This window comes from Roseateles aquae, assembly GCF_032337115.1.
GTDB classification, from domain to species: domain Bacteria; phylum Pseudomonadota; class Gammaproteobacteria; order Burkholderiales; family Burkholderiaceae_C; genus Roseateles_C; species Roseateles_C aquae.
In genome coordinates this window covers 749,939-775,328 of sequence record NZ_JAVXZY010000002.1, presented here as the reverse complement: position 1 = coordinate 775,328, position 25,390 = coordinate 749,939, and the positions used below count along the sequence as shown (strand labels likewise).

25 protein-coding genes are annotated in these 25,390 nt (G+C 65.2%); 16 read left to right on the top strand and 9 right to left on the bottom strand.

The genetic code is table 11. From position 1 onward, the window contains the following. The first annotated feature begins 130 nt into the window (after nucleotides 1-130). Nucleotides 131-454 (top strand): flagellar hook-basal body complex protein FliE, encoded by a 324-nt coding sequence (fliE, locus tag RQP53_RS08720; protein ID WP_315649839.1) that lies wholly within the window; start codon nucleotides 131-133, stop codon nucleotides 452-454. Between the two features lie 30 nt (nucleotides 455-484). Here fliE and RQP53_RS08715 read toward each other — a convergent pair whose 3' ends face one another. The 8 genes from RQP53_RS08715 to RQP53_RS08680 all read right to left on the bottom strand — a co-directional run bounded on the left by RQP53_RS08715 (nucleotide 485) and on the right by RQP53_RS08680 (nucleotide 7,837). Further along, complete coding sequence (locus RQP53_RS08715) at nucleotides 485-979, bottom strand: pilus assembly FimT family protein (RefSeq protein ID WP_315649838.1); 495 nt, start codon at nucleotides 977-979, stop codon at nucleotides 485-487. Further along, the gene (locus RQP53_RS08710; protein ID WP_315649837.1) at nucleotides 976-1,737 is read right to left on the bottom strand and encodes a flagellar brake protein; all 762 of its coding nucleotides are present in this window, start codon (nucleotides 1,735-1,737) and stop codon (nucleotides 976-978) included. Before RQP53_RS08710 ends, RQP53_RS08715 begins: the two co-directional genes overlap by 4 nt. Nucleotides 1,738-1,821: 84 nt before the next feature. After that, nucleotides 1,822-2,121 carry a flagellar protein FliT gene (locus RQP53_RS08705; protein WP_315649836.1) on the bottom strand — a complete coding sequence of 100 codons (300 nt, stop codon included), beginning with the start codon at nucleotides 2,119-2,121 and terminating at the stop codon, nucleotides 1,822-1,824. A 59-nt stretch (nucleotides 2,122-2,180) separates the two neighbouring features. Beyond that, the gene (gene fliS / locus RQP53_RS08700) at nucleotides 2,181-2,594 is read right to left on the bottom strand and encodes a flagellar export chaperone FliS (protein ID WP_315649835.1); all 414 of its coding nucleotides are present in this window, start codon (nucleotides 2,592-2,594) and stop codon (nucleotides 2,181-2,183) included. 222 nt (nucleotides 2,595-2,816) lie between these two features. Next, a complete protein-coding gene (fliD, locus tag RQP53_RS08695; RefSeq protein ID WP_315649834.1) occupies nucleotides 2,817-4,268 on the bottom strand; it encodes a flagellar filament capping protein FliD in 1,452 nt (483 codons plus the stop codon). A gap of 119 nt (nucleotides 4,269-4,387) precedes the next feature. After that, entirely contained in the window at nucleotides 4,388-5,302 is a 915-nt protein-coding gene (locus tag RQP53_RS08690; RefSeq protein ID WP_315649833.1) for a flagellin N-terminal helical domain-containing protein, read from the bottom strand. A gap of 356 nt (nucleotides 5,303-5,658) precedes the next feature. Continuing rightward, nucleotides 5,659-6,573, bottom strand: coding sequence for a flagellin N-terminal helical domain-containing protein (locus RQP53_RS08685; RefSeq protein ID WP_315649832.1), 915 nt, complete (start codon nucleotides 6,571-6,573; stop codon nucleotides 5,659-5,661). A gap of 355 nt (nucleotides 6,574-6,928) precedes the next feature. Continuing rightward, entirely contained in the window at nucleotides 6,929-7,837 is a 909-nt protein-coding gene (locus tag RQP53_RS08680) for a flagellin N-terminal helical domain-containing protein (protein WP_315649831.1), read from the bottom strand. An 811-nt stretch (nucleotides 7,838-8,648) separates the two neighbouring features. Between RQP53_RS08680 and RQP53_RS08675 the strand changes: the two genes are divergently transcribed. From RQP53_RS08675 to RQP53_RS08605, 15 genes are all read left to right on the top strand, one after another. Then, entirely contained in the window at nucleotides 8,649-9,149 is a 501-nt protein-coding gene (locus RQP53_RS08675; RefSeq protein WP_315649830.1) for a tetratricopeptide repeat protein, read from the top strand. A gap of 237 nt (nucleotides 9,150-9,386) precedes the next feature. Further along, nucleotides 9,387-9,710, top strand: coding sequence for a flagellar transcriptional regulator FlhD (flhD, locus tag RQP53_RS08670; RefSeq protein WP_315649829.1), 324 nt, complete (start codon nucleotides 9,387-9,389; stop codon nucleotides 9,708-9,710). Between the two features lie 159 nt (nucleotides 9,711-9,869). Further along, on the top strand, nucleotides 9,870-10,406 hold the full coding sequence (flhC, locus tag RQP53_RS08665; protein WP_315649827.1) for a flagellar transcriptional regulator FlhC: 537 nt from the start codon (nucleotides 9,870-9,872) through the stop codon (nucleotides 10,404-10,406). Between the two features lie 83 nt (nucleotides 10,407-10,489). Then, nucleotides 10,490-11,287, top strand: coding sequence for a class I SAM-dependent methyltransferase (locus RQP53_RS08660; protein ID WP_315649826.1), 798 nt, complete (start codon nucleotides 10,490-10,492; stop codon nucleotides 11,285-11,287). A gap of 275 nt (nucleotides 11,288-11,562) precedes the next feature. Next, nucleotides 11,563-12,420 (top strand): flagellar motor stator protein MotA, encoded by an 858-nt coding sequence (motA, locus tag RQP53_RS08655; protein ID WP_315649825.1) that lies wholly within the window; start codon nucleotides 11,563-11,565, stop codon nucleotides 12,418-12,420. A 63-nt stretch (nucleotides 12,421-12,483) separates the two neighbouring features. Beyond that, nucleotides 12,484-13,437 carry a flagellar motor protein MotB gene (gene motB / locus RQP53_RS08650; protein WP_315649824.1) on the top strand — a complete coding sequence of 318 codons (954 nt, stop codon included), beginning with the start codon at nucleotides 12,484-12,486 and terminating at the stop codon, nucleotides 13,435-13,437. 26 nt (nucleotides 13,438-13,463) lie between these two features. Next, a complete protein-coding gene (gene cheY, locus RQP53_RS08645; RefSeq protein ID WP_315649823.1) occupies nucleotides 13,464-13,856 on the top strand; it encodes a chemotaxis response regulator CheY in 393 nt (130 codons plus the stop codon). 17 nt (nucleotides 13,857-13,873) lie between these two features. After that, nucleotides 13,874-14,509 (top strand): protein phosphatase CheZ, encoded by a 636-nt coding sequence (locus RQP53_RS08640; RefSeq protein ID WP_315649821.1) that lies wholly within the window; start codon nucleotides 13,874-13,876, stop codon nucleotides 14,507-14,509. Nucleotides 14,510-14,673: 164 nt separating this feature from the next. Continuing rightward, on the top strand, nucleotides 14,674-15,855 hold the full coding sequence (locus RQP53_RS08635) for an EscU/YscU/HrcU family type III secretion system export apparatus switch protein (protein ID WP_315649820.1): 1,182 nt from the start codon (nucleotides 14,674-14,676) through the stop codon (nucleotides 15,853-15,855). Next, nucleotides 15,852-17,942, top strand: coding sequence for a flagellar biosynthesis protein FlhA (gene flhA, locus RQP53_RS08630; protein ID WP_315649819.1), 2,091 nt, complete (start codon nucleotides 15,852-15,854; stop codon nucleotides 17,940-17,942). The genes RQP53_RS08635 and flhA overlap by 4 nt, the downstream gene beginning before the upstream one ends. Beyond that, on the top strand, nucleotides 17,939-19,576 hold the full coding sequence (gene flhF, locus RQP53_RS08625) for a flagellar biosynthesis GTPase FlhF (RefSeq protein WP_315649817.1): 1,638 nt from the start codon (nucleotides 17,939-17,941) through the stop codon (nucleotides 19,574-19,576). The genes flhA and flhF overlap by 4 nt, the downstream gene beginning before the upstream one ends. A gap of 26 nt (nucleotides 19,577-19,602) precedes the next feature. Further along, nucleotides 19,603-20,412, top strand: a complete 810-nt coding sequence (locus RQP53_RS08620; RefSeq protein WP_315649816.1) for a MinD/ParA family ATP-binding protein — start codon at nucleotides 19,603-19,605, stop codon at nucleotides 20,410-20,412. A 19-nt stretch (nucleotides 20,413-20,431) separates the two neighbouring features. Continuing rightward, on the top strand, nucleotides 20,432-21,145 hold the full coding sequence (locus RQP53_RS08615; RefSeq protein WP_315649815.1) for an RNA polymerase sigma factor FliA: 714 nt from the start codon (nucleotides 20,432-20,434) through the stop codon (nucleotides 21,143-21,145). A 71-nt stretch (nucleotides 21,146-21,216) separates the two neighbouring features. Continuing rightward, entirely contained in the window at nucleotides 21,217-22,560 is a 1,344-nt protein-coding gene (locus RQP53_RS08610) for a methyl-accepting chemotaxis protein (RefSeq protein ID WP_315649814.1), read from the top strand. A 164-nt stretch (nucleotides 22,561-22,724) separates the two neighbouring features. Further along, complete coding sequence (locus RQP53_RS08605) at nucleotides 22,725-23,531, top strand: hypothetical protein (RefSeq protein ID WP_315649813.1); 807 nt, start codon at nucleotides 22,725-22,727, stop codon at nucleotides 23,529-23,531. A gap of 39 nt (nucleotides 23,532-23,570) precedes the next feature. Here RQP53_RS08605 and RQP53_RS08600 read toward each other — a convergent pair whose 3' ends face one another. Further along, nucleotides 23,571-25,388 (bottom strand): GGDEF domain-containing protein, encoded by a 1,818-nt coding sequence (locus RQP53_RS08600; RefSeq protein ID WP_315649811.1) that lies wholly within the window; start codon nucleotides 25,386-25,388, stop codon nucleotides 23,571-23,573. Between the last annotated feature and the right edge of the window lie 2 nt (nucleotides 25,389-25,390).

The following is a 25,390-nucleotide window of genomic DNA, read 5'->3' as shown; positions in this document are numbered from 1 at the left end:
CCGAGAAGAGGCCGACAAAGCGAGCGCAGTTCGGCTCTTGGCAGCACGGCTGACGCCCTAGCATTCACTCACCTGCCAGAAGCCTTTGCGCCGTCCACGTGCGCCGGGCTGTCACGGCAAGGAGCCCGCCATGGATGTCAAGCTCAAACCCTTCGATTTCGCCCAGGCCGCCGCCCGCGCCGGCCTGGCGACCAATGGGCAGCCGCTGGCCAAGACCCGGGCCGCCGCAGGCAGCAGCTTTGGCGATGCAATGGCACAGGCGCTCAAGGGCGTGAGCCAGCAGCAGATGCAGGCCCAGGCGATGCAGCGCGAGGTGCAGCTGGACAATCCCACCGTCAGCCTGGAAGAGACCATGGTGGCGATGCAGAAGGCGCAGATCGGCTTTCAGGCAGCGCTGCAGGTGCGCAACCGCTTTGTGGCCGCCTATTCGGAAATCATGAATATGCAGGTCTGAGCCTGCTCTATCGGCAGGCGCTGCCTGTGTTCAGCAGTCCGAGCTGCGCGGCGCGGCGGGGCCGCAGATCTGCGGCCGGCCCATGGCATTCAGGTCCACATGCAGCTGTTGGTTCTTGCTGTTGGACATGCCGACCTGGCTCCAGCGCATCGCGCGGCCGAGGCCCGGTTCAAACTCGCTGTCGCTGCCGGCTTGCAGCAGCACATCGGGATGGCTCTTGTAGCTGGCGCTGCTGACGTCGCAGCGCGGCTTGCCGGTCTCGCATTCGCACGCCTGGGTGCGGCTCACGCCCCAGCACCACTGGGCGCCGCTGTGAAAACTGACGAAGACCGGTACGCGCTCCTGCACGCTGAGCAGGCGCGCATTGCGCAGATCGCTGGCCAGCGCCTCGGCGGCCGAACGCAGCTTGGCGCGTGCGCTGAGGTGGGCATAGCCGGGCACCGCGATGGCCAACACGATGCCGAGCACCGCCAGCACAAAGGCGACCTCGAGCAAGGTAAAGCCGCGCGGCCTGGCTGGATTCATAGCTTCATCATCCGGCGGCGTTTTTGCGTCTGGTCGATGTAGATCTGCAGCTCGCGCGAGGCGCTGGGAGGCAGTGACACAAAGGCGCAGCCCAGCCGCGAGCCGCTATGGCCTTCGCCCATCGGGGCGACATGTTGCAGACGCAGGCTGAGCTCGAAACGCGTGTCACGGTCCAACTCGATCAGCGCGCCGGCCAGTTCGATGCCGCCCTCGATCTCGGGCACATCCTCAGGCAGCAGCAGGGCCAGGCCGCCCATGGAGATGTCCAGCACGCGCAGGTTCAGCAGCATGTCCGGCAGGCTGGGATGGCGCAGCGCGACGCGGGGAAAGTTCAGCCCGGTGGGCTGCACTCTGAAGGCCTGGCGGCGTTGAAAGCGATACATGCGCCGCGGCAGCTGGGCGCGCAGCACGGGCCCGCTCTTGTCCTTGACGATCACCAGGCCCTCAAGATCGAACTGCAGCTTGATGGCATCCAGAAAGGCCACGCCGACCACCTCGTCGCTGCCCAGCAGGGCGCGCACCTGGCTGTTCTCACCCGGGATGTCAAAGCCCAGCACGCCGCGCGGCGCGTCGAGCGCGCAAATCATCGTGTGCAGGGTCTGACCATCTGGCGTGCTGAGCAGCACGCGCAGCTGTGATTCGCTCAGCTCGCGCAGGTAGCCCGCCACTTCGGGGGCCGAATGGACCCGGAATTCATCCAGTTCGGCGTGGGCGGTGGCGGTATCGGTGGCGCTGTCAGGTCGGGTCGCGGCAGTCATTCTGCTTGGGTCATTTTGTGCGTACAGCCCCGGGATGGGGCTGTCGCTGGGGGCTGGGCGCTCGAGTGGGCACCAGGGACTTGTTCAGTGCACCATTTTGCTCTTGCCGGCCAGCACATGATCCAGATCGTCCAGCCAGGGTTCGGCCAGGTGGCGGATCTCGGCATCATTCAGCAGGATGCGCTGCATGATGCGCGTCTTCAGCTGGGCCTCCTCGGGCGCCAGCTTCGATTCGGTGGCCGCGTGCTTGAGCTGCGAGATCAGGAGCACACAGGCGCCTTCGAGCTTGACCACTTCGTCCCAGTTGCCCGAGCGGGCGGCTGAGAGCATGTCGGCGCTGGCTTGTTCGATGGCTTCGTAGTAGCTGAGAAGGTGGGTATTCATTGCGGTATCCGGTTCGTGTCTTGTGGGGCGGCGCCAGCGCGGCGCACGGTCAAATCGGGTCAGGTCTTGTCGCTGATGCCAGCCCAGGCCTCGCGAATTGGCTGCAGCAGACGCTGGCACTCTTCGATGGCCGCGATATCGCTGTGCAGATTGGCCCGGGTCAGGCGCATGCAGAGGTAGGCATAGAGGTCGCGCAGATCGGTGGCCAGGGGGCCGGCCTCGAGATTCAGGGCCGCCTTCAGGCCTTCGTCAAGGATGCGCACCGCGCGGCCGAGGCAACGGTTCTTGACCTCATTGTTGCCGCTCATGATGCCGCCGATGGCCTGCGACATCGCTTCATTGACGCCGTCAAACAGCAGGCTGACGAGGCGGTGCGGGCTGGCGTTGAGGACGTCTGTTTCCAGACCGACCCGGTTGTACATCGCGCTGGCCCGCTGATTGCGTGATGCGAAAGGTGAGGAGCTGCCGTACATGTTTCAGTTTCCAAGTGGGCCGTGTTGGAGTTTTTTTCGGCCGTGCACCGCGGAACTTGAGCCTGGTACCTTGTGCAATATCTGGCAGGGAAGGGGCGTGGAACAGGGCTTTTCGCGCTTTGGTCAAGCCAGGACGGCAGCCCCAGAAACGACACAGGCACCGGCCTTGGCGGCGGGTGCCTGTGGGCGGGCCATGCACGGCCGCAAGCCAGCTGCTCGGCCTTACTTGCTGCTGGTGCTGAATTGCTGGGTCACATAGGCTGAGAGCTGGTTCATCTTGCCCATGGTCGTGTCCAGCGAGGTGTACTGGGCACGCAAGCGCTTCTCGACCAGTGCCAGATGGTCCTGCAGCTGCGAGATGCGATCGTTGTTGCGGGTCACATTGCTCTGTAGCGCCTTCTGGCCGGTGGTGATCAGGCCATCGGTGCCCAAGGTGTCGCTGGCAAACTTGTTCCAGCGCTGGGCGAAGCCGTTGTTGGTGGCATTGCTGCTGTCCACACCGGTGAAGAACTGCTTCAGGTCGGTGAGGTTGGTCAGCGCCTTGTCCAGCTTGCTGCTGTTGAGTGTCAGCGTGCCGTCGCCCGCCGGGTCAAGGCCGATGTCGGCCACACGTGAAAAGGCGCCGCCAAGGCTGGTCGAACTGCCTGTCAGGCTGCGCAGCTGCGACTGCAGGCCGACAACACGAGAATCGCCTTGCAATGCGCCGGCGGTCTTGTTGGCGCTGTCGTACTTGGTCTGATCGCGGAACAGCTTGGCGACGCTGTTGTAGGCGGTGACGAAGTCGGTGATGTTCTTTTTCAAGCCTGCGCTGTCGCTGCCAACACTGATGGTGATGGGCGAGCTGCTGGTCTTGAGCAGGTTGATGCTCAAGCCGTCAACACTGGTGCTCAAGGTGTTCGACTCCGAGTCAATGTCCAGGCCATTGATATTGGCCTTGGCATTGGCGGCAGATTGATTCAAGGTCATCGAGGCGACGCTGGCCGTCGGGTCGTAAGCCAGTGCCGAGAGACCGGCGGTATCGCCATCGCCGCCGTCGGCATCGCTGACGCTGACCTTGAAGCCGCTTGTCTCGCCGGTGCTTTGCGAGCGCAGCACCAGGCGGGCGCCCTTGCTATCGGTCACGATGGAGGCCGTGACACCGGCCTTGGCCGCATTGATCTGGTCACGTATCGCGGACAGCGAGTCCTGCCCCGAAGCGATGTTGATGGTGACCGGCGTGGCGCCCGACTTGCTGGTGAAGGTCGATTGGTCTGAACTCCAGGTGCCCGGCTCGATGGTGATGCTACCCTGGCCAACGACCGTGCTGCTGTTGGTGTAGCTGGCGCTGGACAAGCTCTGGGCGGACGCCAGCTGGCTGACCGAGACGCTGTAACTGCCCGGCGCTGCGCTGGTCGCGGCGACGCTGATGGTGCTGCTGTCCGAGGAGGTGGCGGTGGCGGCGGCCCAGGTCTCGGGCGTGTTGAGCTTGCGCGCCGCGTCCTGCATCGCCGAGATCGCACTCTGGATCTGGCCGTAGGAAGAGATCTTGGTTTGCAGCTTGGTCGTCGCCTGCTGCAGATCGGTCACCGGCTGAGCCTCGATGCTCATCAGCTTGGTGACGATCGAGTTGACGTCCAGGCCGCTGCCTATGCCTGCCGAATTGAGGGCCGGGCCGGTGTTGGTAATGCTTGCCATGACGGAGTCTCGCTGGTGCGCCTGCGCACTCGAACGAGTCTCAGGCTCTGGGAATATCGACCATCACTGGACGAACTTGAGCCGATGCGGCGAAAAGGGGGGAGGGCGCGGAGCCCTCGTCAGCCCTTGAGCAGTTGCAGCACCTGCTGCGGCAGCTGGTTGGCCTGCGCCACCATCGCATTGCCGGCCTGCTGCAGGATCTGCGCACGCGACATGTTCGAGGTTTCCTGCGCGTAGTCGGCATCCATGATGCGGCTGCGTGCGGCGGTCTGGTTCTCGACTGCCACCTGCAGGTTGGAGATCACCGCATCGAAGCGATTCTGCGTCGCGCCGAAGGTGGAGCGGGCCAGGTTGATCTGCGCCAGCGCCAGATCGATCTTGGCCACGCTGTCCAGTGCGCCCTGGGTGCCAGGCACGTAGACGTCAAAGGTGGCGCCGGTGCCGGCCACGCCTGTGTTCAGGATGTCGGTCGTGGTCGAATTGATCACTGCGGCCAACGCACCATCGTTGGTGCCGGCCGCTGTCGTGGTCGTCAGCATATCGGTCGAGTTGATCGATATCTGGTCGTTCGAGGTCGCGTTCGGGCCGACCTGGAAAGTGAAGGCAGTGGACGCGCCGGTCAAGACCTGCGAGCCGTTGAACGTGGTGTTCTGAACCAGCCGGCTGATTTCGGTCTGCAACTGGCTGAACTCATTGTTCAGTGCGCTGCGGTCGTTGGAATTGTTGGTGCCGTTGGCCGCCTGCACCGCCAGCTCACGCATGCGCTGCAGCATGTCGCCGACCTTGCCCAGCGAGCCTTCCGCCGTCTGCGCCAGCGAGATGCCGTCATTGGCGTTGCGGATCGCGACGTTCATGCCACGAACCTGGGTATTCATGCGCTCGGCAATTGCCAGCCCGGCCGCATCATCCTTCGCCGAATTGACGCGCATGCCGGACGACAGGCGCTGCATCGAGACGCCAAGCATGCCCTGCGAGGTGTTCAGGTTGCGCTGGGCATTCAGGGACGCGATATTGGTATTGATGGTCTGGGGCATTTGAGCACTCCTGCAAATTCCGGTGACAACCGGCCGACCGACCTTGCTGAACCCCTGCCCGCCGCCTTTTGTCTGGCGGGCTGGTGGCCCTGCTCACAGGGTCTGCCGATCATCCGTTCACCGCAGGGGCAAGAACTGACCCCAACAGCGCCCGGATGGCTCCGGATCTCACGCCGACAAATTGCGACGCGGTGAACGAATTCTGCGAGTGCTCAAAAAACTCAAAAGGCCGATTAAGGCGGAAAACCACGCCCATCAATGCGCTGTGCGAGCAGCGATCGAGGGCGTGGCAGCCGCCATCTCGGCCAGCGCAAGACGCGCGCCGCTGTAGGGCGGCGGGCCTGCGCCTGGCGGCGTCAACCGCCGCGCAGCAGCGTCAGCACCTGCTGCGGCAGCTGATTGGCCTGGGAGACCATCGCGTTGCCGGCCTGCTGCAGGATCTGCGCGCGACTCAGGTTGGCGGTTTCCGCGGCGAAGTCCGCGTCCATGATGCGGCTGCGCGCGGCCGACTGGCTTTCCACCGACACATTCAGGCTGGAGATCACCGCATCAAAGCGGTTCTGTGCGGCGCCGAAGGTGGAGCGGGCGGTGTTGACCTGCGAGATGGCCAGATCGATCTTGGCGACCGAATCCAGTGCGCCCTTGGTGCCGGCAGCATAGACGTCGAAGGTGGCGCCGGTGCCGGCCGCGCCGACATTCAGGATGTCGGTGTTGGTGCCATTGGCCACTTCCGCCAGGGCGCCATCGTTGAGGCCGGCATTGGTCGTCGTGCCAAGGATGTCGACGCCGGTGATGGTGATGGTGTCGTTGGTGGTCGCATTGGCGCCAACCTGGAAGGTGAAGCCGGTGGTGCCGGTCAGCACGGCCTGGCCGTTGAAGGTTGTGTTCGCGGCAAGGCGACTGATTTCACTCTGCAGCGAGGTGAACTCATTGTTCAATGCCGAGCGATCGGTGGCGTTGTTGGTGCCGTTGGCGGATTGCACCGCCAGTTCGCGCATCCGTTGCAGCATGTCGCCGACCTTGCCCAGGGCACCTTCCGCCGTTTGCGACAGCGAGATGCCGTCATTGGCGTTGCGCACGGCCACACTCATGCCGCGTACTTGGGTGTTCATCCGTTCGGCGATGGCCAGGCCGGCGGCATCGTCCTTGGCCGAGTTGACGCGCATGCCGGAAGACAGGCGTTGCATGGCCACGGTCAGCGAAGACTGGGAACTTGCCAGATTGCGCTGAGCGTTCAGCGACTGCAAGTTGGTGTTGATGATTTGAGGCATGACGCGATCCTTTCAATACCGATGACAAAGTTCCGAGCCCATGCAGCGAGAGCGATGCTGCCGCGTCAGCCAGAGGGTGATGTGACTCACCTCCGATCGACCTGGACTGACGCTTGGGGCGTGAGTGCCGTCGGCCGCTTGTCGCGTTTCGCTTACGAGCTGGGACTCGTTGAGACAGTTATCGGTGAGGAAGGGATTCGTCTTGAGCCGTGTCTAGCAAATAAGGGCCGTTCAATCGCCTGAATTGGCGGGGATTGAACGGCCTTTTCACGGTGCCTGTGCTGGCGGACTCAGTCCGCTTGCGTTGATAACGGGGGCGAGCGTGCTGCTCATGGCCAGCTGGGCTGGCCCAGGGTCATCGAAGAAGCGTCAGCACTTGCTGCGGCGCTTGGTTCGCCTGGGCGATCATCGCGTTGCCGGCCTGTTGCAGGATCTGCGCCCGGCTCAGGTTGGCGGTTTCCATCGCGAAGTCGGCATCCATGATGCGGCTGCGAGCGGCCGACTGGTTTTCCACCGACACCGTCAGGCTGGCGGTCACCGCGTCGAAGCGGTTCTGTGCCGCACCGAAGGTCGACCGTGCCGTGTTCACCTGGGCCAGTGCCAGATCGATCTTGGCCACCGAGTCCAGTGCACCCTTGGTGCCGGCGGCATAGACGTCGAAGGTGGCACCGGTGCCGGCCGCGCCGACGTTGGAGATGTCGGTGTTGGTCGAGTTCACCACTTCGGCCAGCGCGCCATCGTTGGTTGCGGCCGTGGTGGTCGTGCCCAGCATGTTCTGGCCGTTGATGGTGATGGTGTCGTTCGTCGTCGCGTTGGCGCCGACCTGGAAGTTGAAGGCCGTCGTGTTGGTCAGCACCGCTTGGCCGTTGAACGTGGTGTTGTTCGTGAGCCGGGTGATTTCACTTTGCAGCTGACTGAATTCGTTATTCAGTGCGCCGCGGTCGGTGCTGTTGTTGGTGCCGTTGGCGGACTGCACGGCCAGCTCACGCATGCGCTGCAGCATGTCGCCGACCTTGCCCAGCGCGCCTTCAGCGGTTTGCGCCAGCGAGATGCCGTCGTTGGCATTGCGCACCGCGACGTTCATGCCCTTGACCTGAGCATTCATCCGTTCGGCAATCGCGAGGCCGGCGGCATCGTCCTTGGCAGAGTTGACACGCAGGCCAGAGGACAGGCGCTGCATGGAAACCGCCACGGCAGACTGGGCGGCATTGGTATTGCGCTGTGCATTCAGCGACAGCAGATTGGTATTGATGATGGCGGGCATGATGCGCTCCTTTCAGCTTAAAGACTCCCGGCATAGCGCCGACGTGACTCGGGTGCCCGGGTTTGGCACCCGTGCTTGCAGACCCAGATTCCTAGGAACCTTGACCTGCACCGCCCGGCGCTAGTCAACCGTTGAAGCCTTGCGACCCTCCTCGTGGCGGGGCGCCCAACTTGCGGCCTTCTAACCGGACCACGTGTCTGTTTCCAGACCCGTTGGAATGGCTATCGGACAGCGCAAGTCGGAACTTAAGCGCTGTTTGTCAAGAGGCTCGATCAGTTGATAAGCGGCTCGCTGTCTGACCTGTTCTTTCGATCACTGCTCGGCCGGTCGGCAGAGCGGGAGAAAGCGGCATTGGCGGCGCCTGAAGGCAGTAGGGCTGGCTGGGGCGGCTGTGTCCTTGTCGGTGATTGATGTCTTGAGCTGAAAGGGCGGGGATCCTGTATGGAGCGCTGGATCGCGGGCCCTGAGTGGTTTTCGTCAGGCAGGGCGAGGGACAGGGGCCGAGATGAAGCAGCAAGACCGTGCTTTTCTGCCGAGTAGCACGGGGCCTGATCTCTAAAGTTCGATCAACCGCTGCCGACGGTGCGTGCGCGCGCTGCTTCAGGTTCAGGCGGATTCGGCTCGAGCAGAGCCTCCACCTTCTTCACTTGTTGAGGAGCGATTGATGAACAGCAGTGCGCAAGACGGCCCCGGTTGCCCGACAGGCGGCTTTCTTCATCGATCGCGGGCCTCGCCGGCGCCAGGCCTGGCGGCGCACTGAAGCGCCTCAAGTGATCGCCCATTCCCGAATCTGAAGAACCTGGAGAACACCATGCCTACTGCAAGCACCCGCTATCCGATCCGTTCACGCAAGCAAGCGCCCAGCGCAGCGGCGGCAACGGCCCAATCGATTTCCGACGATGCGCTGCTGCTGCTGGCGCAGGCCCGCAATGCCGCCTTTGCCGAGGCGGCCGATGGCCGTCTGGGCCGCGGCCTCAGCCTCCTGCGCGAGGCCCTGACCCATGAGCCGATGAGCCACGAGGTGCTCAGCGATATGGCCGCCCTGCTGCTCAGTGCCGGCGAGCTGGGCGACGCCGCCGGCTATGCCCACCGGGCAATGCAGCTGCAGCCACACCATGGCGCCAGCCTCTACACGCTGGGCTTTGCGCTGGCTGGACTCGGCGAACACCGCGCCGCCCATGACGTGCTGCAGCAGCTGACCGCCGGCCCGGCCCATGCCAGCCTGATGCAGGAGGCGCCGGATCTGCTGCCGCTGGTCAAGACCGAGTTGCAACGCCTGCAGGTCCAACTCCAGCAGGACGCCGCTGCCTGACAGCGCGGACAGCACGCCGCTCCCGTCTTCATGGGGAGCAGCCCGGAAGCCACGCCCGAAAAGCGTGGCTTTTTTCATGCCGAGCGCAGACGCCCGTGTAGGAATTTGTCTGACAAGCGGCCGAGAAAAACAGGGACTCCAGTCACGGAAATGGGCTGATGTTGTGATTGTGTTTGGCTCTTCACAATCCGTTTCACGTTGATACCAAACCCAAGCGAAGAGAAACCGGAGCCGAACATGAACGCAGACCAAATCCTCACCGAAATCCGTGAAGCCAATCTGTCGTACCTGATGCTGGCGCAAAGCCTGATCCGCTCCGACCGCGAACAAGCGCTGTTCCGCCTGGGCATCTCGGAAGACACCGCCACGCTGCTGAACACTCTGAGCCCGGCCCAGCTGATGAAGATTGCTGCCAGCAACACCTTGCTGTGCCGCTTCCGCATGGACGACGACCTGGTCTGGGGCCTGCTGACCAGCCACGGCAAGCCGGCCGCCAACGACAGCGTGTCGCGTCTGCATGCGTCGATCCTGATGGCGGGGCGTCATCAGGAAGCGGCTTGACCGATCACCCCCGGTCATGCGGCTACGCATGACCACCCCCCGAGGGGGTGCAATTCAAAGCGGGCAGGGCCCGGCTTTGAATTGCATGGCGGGGCCGCTTGAGAGCGGCTCGGCGCTGGCCCCGTAAGACACCTGACCGAATACAAAGCGAGACACACCATGCGTACCAAGAGCATCCTGACTGAAGCCCGCCAAATCGAACGTGCCGTGACCCTGATCAATCTGGGTGCCCGCCTGCAGGTGCTGGAGTCGGAGACGGATCTGTCCTACGAGCGCCTGCTGCGCCTGTACAAGGAAGTCTCGGGCAAGTCGCCGTCCAAGGGCCAGCTGCCGTTCTCGACCGACTGGTTCATGACCTGGCAGCCGAACATCCATGCCTCGCTGTTCCTGAACATGCACGAGTACCTGAACAAGGTCGCCGAGATCGACGAGATCGATACGGTCATCAAGGCCTATCAGCTGTACCTGGAGCAGACCCAGGCTCAGGGCCTGGAGCCGCTGCTGTCGGTGACCCGAGCCTGGCGCCTGGTCAAGTTTGTCGACAACGGCATGCTGACGATGACCAAGTGCTGCAAGTGCGGTGGCCATTTCGTCACCCACCCGCATGAGATTGCCCGCCACTATGTCTGCGGCCTGTGCAACCCGCCGGCACGTGCTGGCAAGGGCCGCGCTCAAGGCGCGATCCAGATGCACTGATCCTCCCGGGCGAGGGCGCTTGCCGGTCTCGGCACCGGTGCGGCGCCCCTCTTGTCTTCAGCTCTCTCCCCCTTGCTTTGCCCATGGCCAGCCTGAGCCTGTCGCCCCGTTGGCTGCACGCCTGCTGGCGCTGGCCGACCCCCGCCTTGTTCGGCTGGCTGAGCAGCTGGGCGGTGTACCGGCTTGGCTTGCAAGCCGGGATGCCGCCAGCACCGGCACTGCTGCTGGCGCTGTTGCCGGCGCTGCTGCTGGGGCTGAAGGAACCCAGTCGCTGGCGCCGCCTGCTGATCGCCTGCGGTTTTCCGTTGGCGCTGCTGTTGACGCAGCAAGCCCAGGCCTGGCCGGCCTGGGCCTGGCTGCTGCCGGCCTTGCTGCTGCTGCTGCTCTATCCGCGGCGCAGCTGGGGCGATGCGCCACTGTTTCCCACACCGCGTGGCGCGTTGCGCGAACTGGTCGGTCTGCTGAACTTGCCGGCCGGGGCTCGCGTGCTCGACGCCGGCTGCGGCCTGGGTGATGGCCTGCGCGAGCTGCGCCGCGTCTTCCCCGAAGCCAGGATCGAAGGCATCGAATGGAGCGGCCTGCTGGCGCGCCTGACGGCCTGGCGCTGTCCCTGGGCCGCGGTGCACCGCGGCGATATGTGGGCGCTGGATTGGCAGCCCTACCAGCTGCTCTATGTCTTCCAGCGGCCCGAGTCGATGGCGGCGGTGCTGCGCAAAAGCTGTGCAGAAATGCACGCCGAGGCCTGGCTCGTCAGTCTGGACTTTGAAATTCCGGCGGCCGTGCCCCATGCTTGTTTCAGGCTCGGACCGCTTCACAGCGTCTGGGTCTATCGCATCGGCGCGCTGCGAGGGCGTGCTGATGGGATGCAGAGGATAGATTGACTTGTTTCTTTAGTGCTTGTCTCTTCATGGCGCGGCAGGGCGCGCCTTCAGGCAGAGGATCGAACGGTCTTCTGCCTTTTCTTTTTGTGATCTGCAAACCGGCCTGGCAATGCCTGCGTCTGCAGGGAAAAAGCCACGGTGTTGAGCGGATCGGGATCAGTGTCGCGAGACACACTCAAGTCCCATCCCCCCTGGGCCGATATCCCTGAGGAAACCCTCACCCCGGTGCGGACCGTCCGGCTCGCCCATCCGCTCCAATCCAGCAGTCGAAGCACATGTTTGTCATCATCGGTTGGCTGATCGCCCTGGCCTGCATCTTCGGCGTGTTCATCGCCCACGGCGGGAATATCGGCGTGGTGCTGCATGCCTTGCCGTTTGAAATGACCACCATCTTTGGCGCCGCCATCGGCGCCATGGTGGCCAACAACCAGATGAAGGTGCTCAAGGCCACGGCCAAGGGCCTGGGTGATTGCTTCAAGGGCAGCAAGTACTCCAAGGCCCGCTATATGGAGCTGCTGGCGCTGATGTACGACATCCTGCAGAAGGCGCGCAAGGAAGGCCTGATGTCGATTGAAAAAGACGTCGAGGACCCGCACAGCTCGCCGCTGTTCCAGAAGTACCCGACCGTCGGCAACGATCACCACGTCACCGAATTCATCACCGACTATCTGCGCATGATGGTCTCGGGCAATCTGAACGCCCATGAGATCGAATCGCTGATGGACAGCGAGATCGAGACCCACCACCACGAAGCGCATTCGGCCGTGGCCGCGCTGCAGCGCCTGGCCGGCGGGCTGCCGGCCTTCGGCATCGTGGCGGCCGTGCTCGGCGTGGTCAACACCATGGGCTCGGTCGGCCAGCCACCGGCGGTGCTGGGCGGCATGATCGGTTCGGCCCTGGTCGGTACCTTCCTGGGCATTCTGCTCGCCTACGCCTTTGCCGAGCCGCTAGCCGGCCTGCTGGAGCAGAAGGTCGATGATGGCAGCAAGGAATTCCAGTGCATCAAGACCACCCTGCTGGCCTCGATGCAGGGCTATGCGCCGCAGGTTGCGATCGAGTTTGGCCGCAAGGTGCTGTATTCGACCGACCGCCCCAGCTTCGCCGAGCTGGAAAGCCATGTGAAGAAGAAGTAGAGAAGCCCGCGGCCTGTTTCAGCATGGCCCAGCGGACGAGCACAGGGAAGGATTTGATCGATCATGGCCGGTGACGCCAAGAAACTGCAGCCCATCATCATCAAGCGCGTCAAGAAGGGCGGCCATGCCGCCCATGGTGGCGCCTGGAAGATTGCCTACGCCGACTTCGTCACGGCAATGATGGCCTTCTTCCTGCTGATGTGGCTGCTGGGCTCGACCACCGAGGGCGACAAGAAGGGCATTGCCGACTATTTCGCGTCGCCACTCAAGGTGGCGATGCTGGGCGGCTCCGGCTCCGGCGATTCGTCCAGCGTGGTGCGCGGCGGTGGGCAAGACCTGACCCGCCAGACCGGCCAGGTCAAGTCCGGCGAGGTGAATGCCAAGCGGCACACCATCAATCTGCGCGCGCTCAAGGAAGAACAACGCCGCGCCGAGCGCACCCGGCTCGAGGAATTGAAACAGAAGGTCGAAAAGACACTGGCCAACAATCCCAAGCTCGCTGCTCTCGGCGGGCAGATCCGCCTGGATATGACCAAGGAAGGCCTGCGCATCCAGATCGTCGACGAAAACAACCGTCCGATGTTTGACAGCGGCAGCGCCGTCGTGAAACCTTATATGCGTGACCTGCTGCGCGAACTCGGCGAGGTGCTGACCGAGGTACCCAACCGTCTGACGCTGGAAGGCCATACCGATGCGCAGCCCTTTCCGGGCGGCGAGCGGGGTTACAGCAACTGGGAGCTGTCGGCCGACCGTGCCAATGCTTCGCGGCGCGAACTGGTGGCCGGCGGCCTGCCGGAAGCACGTATGCTCAGGGTTCAGGGGCTGGCCGCCAGCAAGCTGCTGGACAGCAAGATGCCGGACAGTCCTGTCAACCGCCGGATCAGCATCATTGTGATGAATCGCGACGCCGAAGATGCAGTATTGAAAAATCTGCCCGACGACGAAGAAGAAACTGCGGAAAATACCGACACACCCAGCGCGCAGAACGCCTCAAGTCCGGCGGCTGCGCGCCGATAAGCCCTCAAGCACCTGCGAGGAAAGCCATGAGCACTGATATGAAATTCCTGATCGTCGATGACTTCTCGACCATGCGCCGCATCGTGCGTGGTCTGCTGAAGGAGATCGGCTACAACAATGCCGAGGAGGCGGAAGACGGGGTTGAGGCGCTGAACATGCTGAAGCAAGCGAAGTTCGACTTCGTGGTCAGCGACATCAATATGCCGAACATGACCGGCTTCGAGCTGCTCAAGGCGATCAAGGAAGATCCGAATCTGAAGCATCTGCCGGTCCTGATGGTGACCGCAGAAGCACGCAAGGAAGACATCGTGCTGGCCGCCCAAAGCGGCGCGGCCGGCTACATCGTCAAACCCTTCACCAAGGCGACTCTGGAAGAAAAGGTTCAGAAGATCATGCAAAAACTGGCCGCCGCGGCCTGAACCCCAGGGAGCTCCCCATGAAGATGGAAGAACTTGCTTCGCTATCGACAGGCAATGATCCCCTGGTGGTGTCGCCCGAGGTGTTCCAGCAGATCGGCTCGATCACCCGTGTGCTGCACGACACGATGCAGCAGCTGGGCGTCATGCCCAAGCTGCAGACGGCGACCGACGGCCTGCCCGATGCCCGCAGCCGGCTGAGCTATATCGCCACCAAGACGGCCGAGGCCGCCAACAAGGTGCTGAACTCGGTCGATCAGGCCAAGGCCGAACATGCGCGCATCACCGCCGCCACCAACGAGATGGCCGCGGCCATCGTGGCCGATCCGGTCAAGGCGGTGGCCAGTGGCGCGTTGATGAACTTCGTCAAGTCGGTCGAGACCTCGACGGCTCATATCGATCAGCACCTGACCGACATCATGCTGTCGCAGGACTTCCATGACCTGACCGGCCAGGTCGTTGCCAAGGTGGTGACACTGGCCAATGATCTCGAGGACTCGCTGGTCAAGCTGCTGGTCTCGGTGGTGCCGCCCGATCAGCGCGAGAAGGTGGACCCGAACATCCTGCAGGGCCCGGTTGTGAACCCGGAAGGCCGCACCGATGTGGTGGCCAATCAGGGCGAGGTCGACGACCTGCTCGCCAGCCTGGGCTTCTGAAGCGACACGCTTTGGATCCTGGAAACCCGCCGTTTGGCGGGTTTGTCGTTTTTGCACGGTGCGCAGGCTCGAATGACGGCCTGATTCGCCCGCCTTATCTCGCTTAAGTTCCCGGCTCTGGCGGCCAAGAATGGCAGCACGCCTCAATAGGCGTGCATCCCGCCATGGCCGACCAAGACGCACAAGACAGAAACTTACCGGCCTCAGCCAAGAAGATCAAACGATCTCGGGCCGAGGGCCAGGTGCCGCGCTCGCGCGATCTCGCCCATTTCGTGATGATGGTCGGCGCTGGCGTGATGCTGTCCCTTGGTGCGCCGCAGGCCAGCGACTGGCTGCAGCAGATGCTGGCCGAGTCGCTGCGTTTCGACGCCAGCCTGCTGGCCCGCCCCGGCTTCATGGGTGAACGGCTGGAGCTGCTCACGCTCAAGGCCATGGCCTTTGTGCTGCCGGTCTCGGGCCTGCTGGCCTTGCTGGCCATTGGCGCCAATATCGCCAGCGGCGGCTGGAACTGGACGATGAAGCCGCTGGCGCCGCGCTTCTCGCACCTGAACCCGATCGAAGGCTTTGGCCGCCTGTTCCAGTGGCAGGGCCTGGGCCAGGCGCTGAAGGCCGTGGCGTTGGCCCTGGTGCTGGGCCTGATCGCGGCCATGGTGATGAAAGATCGCATCGCCAGCTTCATCGGCATCATGGCCGTACCGTTGCCCAGCGCCCTGGCCTATGCCGGCCAGCAGCTGCTCGGGGGCCTGGCCTTTCTGGGCCTGGCCTTGGCACTCTTTGCCGTCATCGATGTGCCCTTGCAGCGCCAGCTCTACATGAAGCGGCTGCGCATGTCGCGTGAAGAGGCCAAGCAGGAACTCAAGGAAGCCGAAGGCAACCTGGAGATGAAGGCCAAGATGAAGGCCAAGATGCGCGAGCTGGCCAAGCGGCGCATGCTGGCCGCCGTGCCGCAGGCCGATCTGGTGGTGATGAACCCGACCCACTATGCGGTGGCGCTGAAGTACGACGACGCGACGATGGCGGCGCCACGCGTGATCGCCAAGGGCGCCGATCTGTTGGCGATGAAGATCCGCGATGTCGCGCGCGAATCCAAGGTGCCAGTGCTGCAGTCACCGATGCTGGCGCGGGCGCTCTATGCCCACGCCGAGCTGGACCGCGAGATCCCCGCCGCGTTGTTCGCCGCCGTGGCCCAGGTGCTGGCCTACGTCTATCAGCTCAAGGCCGCGATGGCCGGCCGCGGTGTGGCGCCCGACCACGCCCCCGATCCGCAGGTGCCGCCCGAGCTGGACCCGCATCACAAACCGAATGCCGGCGTGCCAGGCGACGCCGACCTGGAGGATGAGGCATGAACGCCTTGATTGCACAGCTGCAGGCGCTGCTGGGCCCGCGCGCGGCCGTGGTGGGCGCTTTGGGCGCACCGCTGGCCATCATCATGATTCTGTCGATGATGGTGCTGCCGCTGCCGCCCTTTGTGCTGGACCTGCTGTTCACCTTCAATATCGCCATGGCCATCATGGTGATGATGGTGGCCGCCCATATGCTGCGGCCACTGGATTTCGCCGCCTTCCCGACGGTGTTGCTGCTGACCACGCTGATGCGCCTGTCGCTGAACGTGGCCTCGACCCGCGTCGTGCTGCTGGAAGGCCACACCGGCACCGGCGCGGCGGGCCGGGTGATCGAGTCCTTCGGCCACTTCCTGATCGGCGGCAATTTCGCCGTCGGCCTGATCGTCTTCGCCATCCTGGTGGTGATCAACTTCATCGTCGTCACCAAGGGCGCCGAGCGGATCGCCGAGGTGGGAGCGCGCTTCACGCTGGATGCGATGCCGGGCAAGCAGATGGCCGTCGATGCCGACCTGAATGCCGGCCTGATCGACGAGAAGGAGGCCAAGCGCCGCCGCGCCGAGCTGAGCGACGAAGCAGACTTCTTCGGCTCCATGGACGGTGCCAGCAAGTTCGTCCGCGGCGATGCGGTGGCCGGCATCCTGATCCTCTTCATCAACATCATCGGCGGCTTCATCATCGGCGTCGCCCAGCACAGCCTGTCGGCCGCGCAGGCGGCCAATTCCTACATCCTGCTGGCGGTTGGTGATGCGCTGGTCGCGCAGGTGCCGGCGCTGCTGATCTCGGTGGCTGCGGCCATGGTGGTGTCGCGCGTCGGCAAGGACAAGGACATCGGTTCGATGATCGGCCGGCAGGTCTTTGGCTCGGCCAAGTCGCTGGCCATCACCGCCGGTGTCGTCGGCATGCTGGGCCTGATCCCGGGCATGCCGCACCTGGTCTTCCTGCTGATCGCCGCCGGCCTGGGCTATATGGCCTGGTTCGCCCGCACCCGCGACCAGGCCGCCGCCCGCGCCAAGGCCGCACCACCGCCGGTGGCCGCACCCGAGGTCAATGCCGAGGCCAGCTGGGACGATCTGGTGCCCATCGACACGCTGGGCCTGGAGGTCGGCTACCGGCTGATCACGCTGGTGGACAAGAACAAGGAGGGCGATCTGCTCTCGCGCATCAAGGGCGTGCGGCGCAAGTTCGCCCAGGAGGTCGGCTTTCTGCCGCCGGCCGTTCATATCCGCGACAACCTGGAACTGCGCCCCAGCCAGTACCGGCTGACGCTGCGCGGTGCGGTGATCGGCGAGGCCGAGGCCTATCCGGGCATGTGGCTGGCCATCAATCCAGGCCATGCGACGCAGAAGCTGATCGGCGCGCAAACCACCGATCCGGCCTTCGGCCTGCCGGCCGTCTGGATCGAGGAGCGCCAGCGCGAAATGGCCCAAATGAATGGGTTTACGGTGGTTGATTGTTCGACCGTCATCGCCACCCATCTTTCACACTTGATGCAAGTCCACGCGGCCCGTTTGCTGGGTCGGGTGGAGACGCAGCAGCTGGTCGACCACCTGACCCGCCTGTCGCCCCAACTGATCGAAGACGTGATTCCCAAAATGGTCGGCATCGCCACACTGCAACGCGTGCTCCAGCTGCTGCTGGAGGAGGGCGTGCACATCCGCGATATGCGCTCCATCGTCGAGTGCATCGCCGAGAACAGCCCGGGCGTGACCGATCCGGCCGAGATGGCCCGCCGCATCCGCACCCACATCGCGCCGGCCATCGTCCAGCAGATCTATGGCCCGGTGAAGGAGCTCGACGTGATTGCGCTCGAGCCCGAACTGGAGCGTCTGGTCACCCAGGCCCTGAATTCCCCCCACGGCGCCGCGCTGGACCCGGGCGTGGCCGACACGCTGGCACGCAGCGCCGCCGAGACCAGCCAGGCCCAGGAAGACCGCGGCGTGCCTGCCTGCCTGCTGGTGCCCGATCTGATCCGCGCCCCGCTGGCCCGCTTGCTGCGCCGTGCCGCGCCGCGCCTGAAGGTGCTGGGCCACAGCGAGATTCCTGAAACCCATTCGATCCGAATCGGCTCCATCATCGGAGGCACAGCATGAACGTCAAGCGCTTTACCGCCCGCAGCACGCGTGAGGCCATGGCGCTGGTCCGCCAGGCCTTTGGCGAAGACGCCGTGGTGCTTTCCAACAAGCCTTGCCCGGACGGCATCGAGGTGCTGGCCATGGCACCCGAGGGCATGAAGCAGATCGAGCGCGTGGCGGCCACCGCTCCGCGCGTCAATGCGCCGAGCCGCGTCGCCGCACGCCCTGCCGCACCGGCTGCGGCCCCGCTGAACGCCCGTGCCGCGCGTGACTTTGAGCGCCGCGATCCGCGGCTGGCCGAGTTCGGTGCCACTGGCACGCCGGTCGAGGCCGATGTGCAGACGCTGGCGATGAGCACGCTGTCCTTCCAGGACTATGTCCGTGAACGGATGCTCAAGCGCCGCCAGGCCGAACTCAACGGTCAACCCGATCCGCTGGAAAGCGAGCTGGCGGCGCGCGCCGCCGCCGCGCCGCTGCCCGAGGGCGTGCCCTCGCTGCAGGAAGCCCGCCAGCTGCGCGCCCAGGCAGCGATGCAGGCGATGGGCGCCCGCCGTGTCGACATGTCGCGTGCCGAGGCGCCGGCCGAGCCGGCACGCCGTGTGCCGCCGGTGCTGCGCGATGAGATCCGTGTTTCCGCCGAGGCCCGGCTGCCGACACTGGCCGAGCTGCAACCCGGCCGCGACCAGCAGGACATGATGAAGGAGCTGCGCTCGATGAAGGGCCTGATCGAGGAGCGCTTTGGCGCCCTGGCCTTCATGGAGAAGCTGCAGCGCCAGCCGGTGCAGGCGCGGCTGACGCAGAAGCTGCTCGAAGTCGGCTTCTCGCCGGCCCTGGTGCGCAAGCTGGTCGAGGGCTGCCCGGCTCATTTCGACGACAGCAAGCAGGGGCCCCATGACGAACTCAGCTGGGCCGCCAATGTGCTGGCGCGCAATCTGCTGACCGACGAAATGAGCCCGGCACTGGAAGAGCAGGGCGGCGTGTTCGCACTGATCGGCTCCACCGGCGTCGGCAAGACCACCACCACGGCCAAGATCGCTGCGGCCTTCGCCACCCGCCACGGTGCCAGCCAGCTGGGCCTGATCACGCTGGACGCCTACCGGGTTGGTGCCCACGAACAGCTGCGCGCCTATGGCCGCATCCTTGGCGTGCCGGTGCACACCGCCCATGACCGCACCTCGCTGGAAGACCTGCTGGAGTTGCTGTCGGGCAAAAAGATGGTGCTGATCGACACCGCTGGCATGGCCCAGCGCGACAGCCGCACTACCGAATTGCTCGATATGCTGGCCCACCCCAGCATCCGCCGCCTGCTGGTCATCAACTCGGCCCAGCAGGGCGAGACGATAGAAGACGTGGTCACCGCCTGGCGCGCCGCCAGCTGCCATGGCGTGGTGCTGTCCAAGATCGATGAGGCCGTCAAGATGGCCCCGGCGCTGGACACCATGATCCGCCACAAGCTGCGTGTCATCGGCGTGGCCAATGGCCAGCGGGTGCCGGAAGACTGGCACCGCCTGTCGGCCCAGGCCCTGGTGCAGCGTGCGCTGCGCAGCGGCGCCGCGCCGGCCTGGCGCATGGACAGCGCCGACGTCAACCTGATCTTTGCCGGCGGCCCCGCGCTCGCCACCGGCACTCCTGCAGCCATGGGCTTGAACTGAGCCCGAGCGAAAGCCAAGAGAACCCTATGCGCGACCCTTACTCTCCCGCGATGCCGCAAGACCAGGCTGACGGCCTGCGCCGCCTGTTTGCCGGCTCGCGTGTCCGCTTCATCCCCGTGCTCAGCAACCCGCATGTGATGGGCGCTGGCGTGCTGCTGGAAGGCCTGTGCGCGGCCTTCAGCGAGCTCGGTCTGCACACGCTGGTCGTCGACGCCGGCGAGCTGTCGCCGGCGCCGTCGGAGCTGGCCGCGGTGGATCTGGCCAGCTGTGTCGAGGGCCTGTCGCCCAAGGTGTCCTACCTGGCCGCGCGTGGCCTGCCGCTGCGCTATATCAACGCCAACGGCTCGGCCGCCCAGTTCCTCGAAGCGATCACCGATGCGGCGCCTTTCGCCGATGTCGTGCTGCTGCACGCCAGCGCGGCCGAGCTGTCGCGCGTGCTGGCCTCGCGCGAGGTACGGCCGGTGCTGCTGGCCGATACCGACACGCAAAGCGTCACCCACGCCTATGCCGGCATGAAGTGGCTGAGCCAGCGCGCCGGCCTGATGGTCTACAGCATGTTGCTGGCCTGCCCGCCGCAGCTGCGCCTGGCCGAGCGGATTGCTCAGCAGATCAGCAGCTGCGCCGATGGCTTCCTCGGCGCCGTGCTGCGCGACTGGGCTTGCATGGACCCCAAGCAGCCCGCCACCGCGCCGCTGACTGCCGAGATGCGCCATCTGGCGCGCGAACTGCTGATGGCCGCGCCTCCGGGCGTGGCGCTGGAGGCCAGCGTCAACGCAAGCCCATTGCGTCCGCTGGTGCCGACCGGACGTGCCCGTGTGGCCCTGGCCACCAATTGATACGCCGCAGGAGCTGATGATGTATACCGCCAAAGGCCGCCTCGACAATTCCGCGCTGATCAGGCAATACAGCCCGCTGGTGCGACGACTGGCACACCAGATGATCGCCAAACTGCCGGCGAATGTGGAGATCGACGATCTGATTCAGGTCGGTCTGATCGGGCTGACCGATGCACTGAGCCGATTCGACATCGGCCAGGGCGTGCAGTTCGAGACCTTCGCCACCCAGCGCATCCGCGGCGCCATGCTGGATGAGCTGCGCGGCGGCGACTGGATGAGCCGCGGCACACGCCGCCAGCAGCGCACCATCGAGAGCGCGGTGCACAAGCTGGAGCAAAAGCTGGGCCGGGCGCCGCATGAGTCCGAGATTGCCGTCGAGATGGGCATCACGCTGGCCGAGTACCAGGAGCTGCTGGGCAAGGTGCGCGGCACCCAGCTGGTGCATCTGGAAGACATGTCCGGCGACGATGGCGACGAGGACTACCTGGACCGCCATGTCGCCGACGACAGCCGCAACCCGATGGCCCTGCTGCAGGATCACCGGATGCGCCAGGCCCTGGTCGCCGCGATCAAGAACCTGCCCGAGCGCGAGCAGTACGTGATGAGCATGTACTACGAGCACGACATGAACCTCAAGGAAATCGCCGCCGTGCTGAAGGTGACCGAATCGCGCGTCTGCCAGCTGCACAGCCAGGCCATTGCACGCTTGCGCGTCAAGCTGCGCGACTGGTAGAAAGGCCAGCAAGGTGTGGCGCCAGGCGGCGGCGCAATCGATAAGCCGCACCATCATCAGGGAGAGCCACTATGGCCGGATGGGGGCAGGGCAGCGCCGCGACAGGCGCTCATCGATCGGAGGCTGCCGATGCGGGCAGCCTCGTGCTGAAGCTGTCGCAGTCGGTCTCACACCTGGGACGCGACGCCGCCGAGGTGCGCGGCGTACTCGAAGACACCCAGAAAACCGTGCAACAGCAGGGCCAGGCCATGGGCGCGCTGGTCAGCGAGCTGCAACAGGTGCAAGGCGCCCAGCAGGGCATTGCCCAGGGCACCAGCCAGTCCCTCACAGCCGTCGAGCGGGCCCGTGCGGCCTTGCAAGGCATGGGGGCGGAGGTCACCGCCATGGTGCAGACGCTGAAGCAGGTGTCCGACGCCGCCTCAGACATCACCGCCATCGCGCTGCAGACGCGGCTGGTGGCCTTCAACGCCTCGGTTGAAGCCAAGCGGGCTGGCGAAGCCGGGCGCGGCTTTGGCGTGGTCGCCGATGCGGTCAAGGATCTGGCCGGCAAGGTGGAGAGTTCATCTAAGGCCATCATGAGCACGGTGGCGGCACTGGATGCGCGCATTGCGGTGTTCAGCAACGAACTCAATGCCGGCGGCGCTGCCGGCAGCGCCAAGGGCCAGAGCGCCATTCACAGCGCCTTCGCGGCGGTGGCCGGTGACGTGGAGCGGATCGCGCAGGCCGCGCGCCAGAGCCTGCAGACCACCGAGCAGCTGGCCGGCCGCGCCGCCGGGCTGCAGCAGGAGGTCGGCCAGACCATGCGCAATCTGGACACCGCCTTTGCCTGCAGCGATCGCTTTCTGCGCCTGTCCGAGGAGTTGATCGAGCAGATCGCCTCGTCGGGTGTCAAGGTTGAAGACTCGCGCTATATCGAAGCCGCCCAGGCGGCGGCCAGCGAGATTGCCGGCCTGCTGGAGCAGGCGCTGGCCCAGGGGCAGATCAAGGAAAGCCAGCTCTTCGATGAGCAGTACCGGCCCATCCCTGGCACCGCGCCGGCGCAACACCTCTCGGCCTTTGTTGAATTGGCTGATCGCTTGTTCCCGGCGGTACAGGAGCGCATGCTGAGCCTGAGCGAGAAGGTGGTCTACTGCATCGCCGTCGATCGCAACGGCTATGTTGCCACCCACAACCGCAAATATTGTCAGCCGCAGCGGGCCGGCGATCTGGTCTGGAACACCGCCAACAGCCGCTACCGGCGCATCTTCAACGATCGCACCGGCCTGGCCTCGGCACGCAATCAGCGTCCCTTCCTGCTGCAGACCTACCGCCGCGACATGGGCGGCGGCAAGTTTGTGCTGCTCAAGGAGGCTTCGGCGCCCATCATCGTGCGCGGCCGGCACTGGGGTGGCCTCAGGCTGGCCTTTGGCTTCTGACGGCGCCGCCGCCGCCTCTGTCACAGACTGTCAAAGAGCCAGCACACAGCGCCAACAGACCAAAACCCGCCCGGTTTCTAAGATTCAGGCTTCAGTTGATGAACGCGGACTTGCTCCGCTGGCCACAGCGCCCGTCACGCCAGCTACAAATCTTGGAGACCTTTATGAACCGCATCACCGCGCTGCTCGCCCCGCTGACCCTCTGCCTCTTGACCGCCTGCGGTGGCGGTGGCTCGGGCGACTCCGTCACTCCGCCGCCCCCGACCGCCGTGAATCCCGAAGGCCTGTGGCAGGGCACGGCGGCCTCGGGCCTGGACAGCCTGAAGACGACGCTGCTGGCCGACGCCGACGGCTACGCCTACGCGGTGCTGAACAACGGCAATGGCGCGGCCATCGAGGCGCTGTTCATGAGCAATCTGAACAGCGATGCCCTCAAGCCGGGCAATGCCAGCAGCACCGGCATGGGCTACTACCGCCATGTGGCCGGCGGCTTCTACCAAAGCGTGGCGATGGCCACCGTCAGCCAGGGCCAGGGCAGCAGCCAGCAAAGTCTGCAATTCCAGGTCGGCAAGGGCCTGGACTCGAGCGAGCCGCGCAAGCTCACGCTCAGCTATGACAAGGGCTACGAGCAGGCGCCCACGCTGGAGAGCGTCTATGGCCGCTACGTCAGCAAGCAAAGCGGCCATGCGATGGCGGTGTTGAGCCTGTCCGGCGCCAATCGCGATCGCGCCCTGCTCAGCGACAGCAGCGCCTGCGGCTTCAGCAACAGCCGCATCAGCGCGTCGAGCACGGGCAAGAACCTGTTCTCGGTGGTGGGCATCCTGAGCGGGCCGGCTTGCGGCTTCCAGGGCGCCGCCAGCGGTGTTGGCTACGCGACGCTGGACAGCCAGGGCAAGCCGATCGGCTTCACGTTGGCCCTGCGTGAGAGCTCGGGCAAGGCCTTCTTTGTCTTCCAGGGCGATCGCAGCTGAGTCCCAGTGCCGCAGAGGGGCTGAAACTCAGGCCCCGGCTCACTCGACGATGCAGGCCCTGTTCTTGCCGGTGCGCTTGGCTTCATACAAGCCCTCATCGGCCCGGTCCAGGGCCTCTTCGAGCTTCTCACCCAGGCGGTACAGCGTGATGCCGGCCGAGAAGGTGACGAAGACATCCTTGCCCTCGTGCATGAACAGCGCGGCTGACAGCGAGCGCTGCAGCCGGGTCAGCACCTGCTGGGCTTCGTCCAGCGGCGTGCGCGGCAGCATCAGCACGAACTCCTCGCCGCCGTAGCGGGCCACCAGATCGCCGGGGCGCAGCATCTGCGTCACCCGCGCGGCCAGCGAACTCAGCGCGACATCGCCGGCCGCATGGCCCAGGGTGTCGTTGAGCTTCTTGAAGTTGTCGACATCCAGCAGCGCCAGCGCCAGCACCGAGCCTTCTCGCTCCAGCTTGGCCTGCTCGGTATTGAAGGCCGCTTCCAGGCCGCGGCGGTTGGCGATCTTGGTCAGCTGATCGGTCTGCACCTCGCTGGACAACTTGCGCAGCTCGTCTTCCAGCTCATCGACCCGTTTGGACAGCGTGCTGGCGCGTTCGTGCTCGTCGTTGATGCGCGATTGGGTCTGATGCACCAGCGATTGCACGGTGCGGCTTTCCTCGACCATCTCGCGCACCACGCCGGCCAGGCTCTCCAGCGTGTCGGCCCGCTCGATCACCTCGGCATAGCGGCCGACATTGTTCTGGAAGCGGTCGGTGTGCTGGCCCAGCTCGGCGAGTTCTTCGAGCATGCGATGGATCAGCAGCTTCAGCGAGTCGCGGGCCCTGGAGCGTTCCTCGCGCAGGCCGCGCTGGCGCTCACGGGTGCCGCTGAGCATCTCATTGACCATGCGCACGCCGCGTGAGCTGACGCCTTGCTCCAGCGTCTCAACCATCACCTCGCACTGGCCACGCGCCCAGGAGTCGTCCTCGGCCAGTTCAACGAGGCTGGCGCTCAAGTCCTTGCACAGCGAGCCCAACTGGCCGAACAGGTGGTGGCGGTGTTCCAGCATCCGTCTGGCGCGCACGCAGAGCTGTTCCATATTCTGCGCACGATTGGCGTTAGCGCCTTGCTCGCGCAGGCTCAGCAGTGCCGCTTCGAGCTCCAGCTTCAGCGCATTGGCGCGCTCGTCCAGCGCGGGCAGTGCGTGCTGCACCGTTTGATGCAGGCTGGCACTGACCTCGGGCCAGCTGCCCGGGCCGTCGCGCTCGACCGATGTGGCCGGCGCCAGCATTTCCTCTTCGCTGAAGAACTGGCTCGGTGTGCCGCCGGCTTCCTCGTCGGTCTCGACGCTGGCATCGGCGACATCGGAATCCCAGCTGTTGACCAGCTGACGCAGCCGTGACAGCAGTCGCTGCGGATCACTGCGGTTGGACTCCAGCACCCGCTGCAGCCCGTCTTTCTTGCGTGCCACCGTCCATTGCCGGCCGCCGCGCTCCAGGCCACGGATCAGGCGCTCGGTGATGCCGGCCATGGTGTCGGCCATCACCGCCGGGCCGCTGCTGTCCTGGATGCGCTCAAGAATGCGCAGTGTGTCGTCCCAGCGGCCTTCGCGCAGCGCGCTGCTGATGTCATGACGCGCCTGCATTTCGCTGACGCCCAGGCTGAGCAGCTTGGCCAGCACCGGCTGGGCGCGCTCGGGCCAGCCCTCGCTGCTGGCGGCCTCCTGGCCGGCCTCGGCGGCGTAGGCGCGGGCATAGTTTTCCGGCGTTGGCTCCAGCTTGGCTGTGGCCAGGCGCAGAAAGGCGGCCTTGGCCAGCTGGGCCGGGGGCAGGGCGGCGCCGCTACGGGGCGCGGAGGGCGGGCGTCGCTCGTCCATGG

Bases quoted from the DNA above. Each gene is read 5' to 3' on its own strand.
- fliE (WP_315649839.1), top strand. From the start codon at position 131: ATGGATGTCAAGCTCAAACCCTTCGATTTCGCCCAGGCCGCCGCCCGC.
- RQP53_RS08715 (WP_315649838.1), bottom strand. From the start codon at position 979: ATGAATCCAGCCAGGCCGCGCGGCTTTACCTTGCTCGAGGTCGCCTTT.
- RQP53_RS08710 (WP_315649837.1), bottom strand. From the start codon at position 1,737: ATGACTGCCGCGACCCGACCTGACAGCGCCACCGATACCGCCACCGCC.
- RQP53_RS08705 (WP_315649836.1), bottom strand. From the start codon at position 2,121: ATGAATACCCACCTTCTCAGCTACTACGAAGCCATCGAACAAGCCAGC.
- fliS (WP_315649835.1), bottom strand. From the start codon at position 2,594: ATGTACGGCAGCTCCTCACCTTTCGCATCACGCAATCAGCGGGCCAGC.
- fliD (WP_315649834.1), bottom strand. From the start codon at position 4,268: ATGGCAAGCATTACCAACACCGGCCCGGCCCTCAATTCGGCAGGCATA.
- RQP53_RS08690 (WP_315649833.1), bottom strand. From the start codon at position 5,302: ATGCCCCAGACCATCAATACCAATATCGCGTCCCTGAATGCCCAGCGC.
- RQP53_RS08685 (WP_315649832.1), bottom strand. From the start codon at position 6,573: ATGCCTCAAATCATCAACACCAACTTGCAGTCGCTGAACGCTCAGCGC.
- RQP53_RS08680 (WP_315649831.1), bottom strand. From the start codon at position 7,837: ATGCCCGCCATCATCAATACCAATCTGCTGTCGCTGAATGCACAGCGC.
- RQP53_RS08675 (WP_315649830.1), top strand. From the start codon at position 8,649: ATGCCTACTGCAAGCACCCGCTATCCGATCCGTTCACGCAAGCAAGCG.
- flhD (WP_315649829.1), top strand. From the start codon at position 9,387: ATGAACGCAGACCAAATCCTCACCGAAATCCGTGAAGCCAATCTGTCG.
- flhC (WP_315649827.1), top strand. From the start codon at position 9,870: ATGCGTACCAAGAGCATCCTGACTGAAGCCCGCCAAATCGAACGTGCC.
- RQP53_RS08660 (WP_315649826.1), top strand. From the start codon at position 10,490: ATGGCCAGCCTGAGCCTGTCGCCCCGTTGGCTGCACGCCTGCTGGCGC.
- motA (WP_315649825.1), top strand. From the start codon at position 11,563: ATGTTTGTCATCATCGGTTGGCTGATCGCCCTGGCCTGCATCTTCGGC.
- motB (WP_315649824.1), top strand. From the start codon at position 12,484: ATGGCCGGTGACGCCAAGAAACTGCAGCCCATCATCATCAAGCGCGTC.
- cheY (WP_315649823.1), top strand. From the start codon at position 13,464: ATGAGCACTGATATGAAATTCCTGATCGTCGATGACTTCTCGACCATG.
- RQP53_RS08640 (WP_315649821.1), top strand. From the start codon at position 13,874: ATGAAGATGGAAGAACTTGCTTCGCTATCGACAGGCAATGATCCCCTG.
- RQP53_RS08635 (WP_315649820.1), top strand. From the start codon at position 14,674: ATGGCCGACCAAGACGCACAAGACAGAAACTTACCGGCCTCAGCCAAG.
- flhA (WP_315649819.1), top strand. From the start codon at position 15,852: ATGAACGCCTTGATTGCACAGCTGCAGGCGCTGCTGGGCCCGCGCGCG.
- flhF (WP_315649817.1), top strand. From the start codon at position 17,939: ATGAACGTCAAGCGCTTTACCGCCCGCAGCACGCGTGAGGCCATGGCG.
- RQP53_RS08620 (WP_315649816.1), top strand. From the start codon at position 19,603: ATGCGCGACCCTTACTCTCCCGCGATGCCGCAAGACCAGGCTGACGGC.
- RQP53_RS08615 (WP_315649815.1), top strand. From the start codon at position 20,432: ATGTATACCGCCAAAGGCCGCCTCGACAATTCCGCGCTGATCAGGCAA.
- RQP53_RS08610 (WP_315649814.1), top strand. From the start codon at position 21,217: ATGGCCGGATGGGGGCAGGGCAGCGCCGCGACAGGCGCTCATCGATCG.
- RQP53_RS08605 (WP_315649813.1), top strand. From the start codon at position 22,725: ATGAACCGCATCACCGCGCTGCTCGCCCCGCTGACCCTCTGCCTCTTG.
- RQP53_RS08600 (WP_315649811.1), bottom strand. From the start codon at position 25,388: ATGGACGAGCGACGCCCGCCCTCCGCGCCCCGTAGCGGCGCCGCCCTG.